Raw genomic sequence first — 2,569 nt, forward strand, 5'->3', positions numbered from 1 at the left:
GGCGAAGACCGCATGAGTGAGAACGCAGCTGTGACGACGAAGCCGGCGTCCGAAGAGGAGGTCCGCGAGGCGCTCTACGACGTCGTCGACCCCGAGCTGGGCATCGACGTCGTCAACCTCGGCCTGATCTACGGTATCCACGTCGACGACGCCAACATCGCCACCCTCGACATGACGCTCACCTCGGCGGCCTGCCCGCTCACCGACGTCATCGAGGACCAGGCGAAGTCGGCCACCGAAGGCATCGTCAACGAACTCCGCATCAACTGGGTCTGGATGCCCCCGTGGGGCCCCGACAAGATCACCGACGACGGCCGCGAACAGCTTCGCGCCCTGGGGTTCAACGTCTGACCGGGCTCCCGCCCGTCTGACCGGGCTCACGCCCGTCTGACCGGGCTCACGCCCGTCCGACCGGCCTCACGCCCGACCGGCCTCACGCCCGACCGGCCTCACGCCCGACCGGCCTCACGCCCGACCGGCCTCGCGCCGACGCCGACAGCAGCCCGCCTCCGACCTCGGTCGGGGCGGGTTTCTGCTGCGCGGGACGCGTGTGTACGGTCGTACGTAACGTTGTGTACGCTCGTCCTCATGCCATATGTGATGTTGGCCGGTGCGATCCTCTCCGAGGTTCTGGCGACCACGGCCATGAAGTACAGCCACGGGTTCAGCAAGCTGTGGCCGTCGCTGGGCACCGCCGCCGGATATCTGCTCGCCTTCGTGCTGCTCGCGCAGACGCTGAAGAGCATGGAGGTCGGGACGGTCTACGCCATCTGGTCGGCGGCCGGGACCGCCGTCATCGCGGCGATCGGCATGATCTTCCTCGGCGAGGCCGCCACCGCCGCGAAGATGCTGGGCATCGGCCTGATCATCGCCGGGGTCGTCGTGCTCAACATCGGCGGAGCGTCCCACTGATGGCGCGCCGCTACGACCCGGACCGGCGGCAGCGCATCGTGGACGCCGCGATCCGCGTGGTCTCCGAACGGGGCATCGACGGGCTCAGCCATCGCAGCGTGGCCGCGGCCGCGGATGTGCCGCTCGGCTCCACCACGTACCACTTCGCGAGTCTCGATGAGCTGCTGATCGCGGCACTGCACCAGGTCAACAGCGGTCCGACGACATCCGTCGCGAGCTGGGAAGGCTACCTCGACCAGGGGCAGCCGCTCGTGGACGGGCTCGTCCGGCTGCTGGAGAATTGCACGGCCACCAGCGGCGACCGCAGCCGCATACGGCTGGAGTACGACCTCTACCTCGCCGCCCTGCGCCGCGAGCGGTTGCAGCCGGTCGCGGCGGCATGGCTGGACGAGATGGTCGCCATGCTCGCCCGCTACACCAAGGACGACGCCACCGCGCGGACGCTCGTCGCGCTAATCGACGGGCTGCTGCTCCAGCTGCTCCTCACCGGGCGCCCCTTCGACCGGGCGGAAGTGCGCGCGACGCTGGAGCGCGTCATCGGCTGACGCGATGCGGGGCGGGGCGTGACGGGAGGAGCCCCGCATACGGCGCGCGCGCGGCCGGCAGTGGAGCCGGGCGCCGGGACCGGTTCGCTTCGACGGGCCGTGGGCGGGGATGGTTCGGTCATGACCGATGCTGCTGCCCCCCGTACCACCGGCGCTGTCGCCGCCGGCCTTGCCACCATCGCCGAGGACGGCACCGTCCTCGACACCTGGTTCCCGGCGCCCGAGCTGACCGCCGAGCCCGGCCCGTCCGGCACCGAGCGGCTGAGCGCCGAGCGCGCCGCCGAACTGCTGGGCGCCGCCGCCCCCAAGGCGCTGGGCCCCGACCCCCGCCGCGGCGTGGAGGTCGTCGCCGTCCGTACGGTCATCGCCTCCCTCGACGAGAAGCCGATCGACACGCACGACGTCTACCTGCGCCTGCACCTCCTCTCCCACCGGCTGGTGCGCCCGCACGGCCAGAACCTCGACGGCATGTTCGGTCTGCTCGCCAACGTCGCCTGGACCTCCCTGGGCCCCGTCGCCGTGAACCAGTTGGAGACGGTGCGCCTGAACGCCCGTGCCGAGGGGCTGCACCTCGCCGTCACCAGCGTCGACAAGTTCCCGCGCATGACCGATTACGTGGCCCCGGCCGGCGTGCGCATCGCCGACGCCGACCGCGTCCGCCTCGGCGCGCACCTCGCAAGCGGTACCACCGTGATGCACGAGGGCTTCGTCAACTTCAACGCGGGCACGCTCGGCGCGTCCATGGTCGAGGGCCGGATCAGCGCGGGCGTCGTCGTCGGCGACGGCTCCGACATCGGCGGCGGCGCGTCGATCATGGGCACCCTCTCCGGCGGCGGCAAGCAGATCATCTCGATCGGCGAGCGCTGCCTGCTGGGCGCGGAGGCCGGCATCGGCATCGCGCTGGGCGACGACTGCATCGTCGAGGCCGGTCTGTACGTGACCGCGGGCACCCGCGTCACGCTGCCGGACGGCGAGGTCAGCAAGGCGCTGGACCTCTCCGGCGCGAACAACCTCCTCTTCCGCCGCAACTCGACCTCCGGTCGGGTCGAGGCCCTGCCGCGCTCCGGCTCCTGGGGCGGGCTCAACGAGGCGCTGCACAGCAACGACTGAGC

Annotated in this window: 4 protein-coding genes; all 4 read left to right on the top strand. The window is 71.4% G+C overall.

Features of this window, described 5'->3' with window-relative positions; translation table 11 throughout:
* The first annotated feature begins 12 nt into the window (after positions 1-12).
* The 4 genes from ACFU99_RS40510 to dapD all read left to right on the top strand — a co-directional run bounded on the left by ACFU99_RS40510 (position 13) and on the right by dapD (position 2,567).
* A complete protein-coding gene (locus ACFU99_RS40510; RefSeq protein WP_384402847.1) occupies positions 13-351 on the top strand; it encodes a metal-sulfur cluster assembly factor in 339 nt (112 codons plus the stop codon).
* A gap of 237 nt (positions 352-588) precedes the next feature.
* Entirely contained in the window at positions 589-912 is a 324-nt protein-coding gene (locus ACFU99_RS40515; protein WP_384402839.1) for a DMT family transporter, read from the top strand.
* Positions 912-1,457: a TetR/AcrR family transcriptional regulator gene (locus tag ACFU99_RS40520; protein ID WP_384402841.1), complete on the top strand. Its 546-nt coding sequence runs from the start codon at positions 912-914 to the stop codon at positions 1,455-1,457. The genes ACFU99_RS40515 and ACFU99_RS40520 overlap by 1 nt, the downstream gene beginning before the upstream one ends.
* Positions 1,458-1,577: 120 nt before the next feature.
* On the top strand, positions 1,578-2,567 hold the full coding sequence (gene dapD, locus ACFU99_RS40525; RefSeq protein ID WP_384402844.1) for a 2,3,4,5-tetrahydropyridine-2,6-dicarboxylate N-succinyltransferase: 990 nt from the start codon (positions 1,578-1,580) through the stop codon (positions 2,565-2,567).
* Positions 2,568-2,569 lie beyond the last annotated feature (2 nt).

The organism is Streptomyces sp. NPDC057654, from assembly GCF_042800135.1.
Taxonomy (GTDB): Bacteria; Actinomycetota; Actinomycetes; order Streptomycetales; family Streptomycetaceae; genus Streptomyces.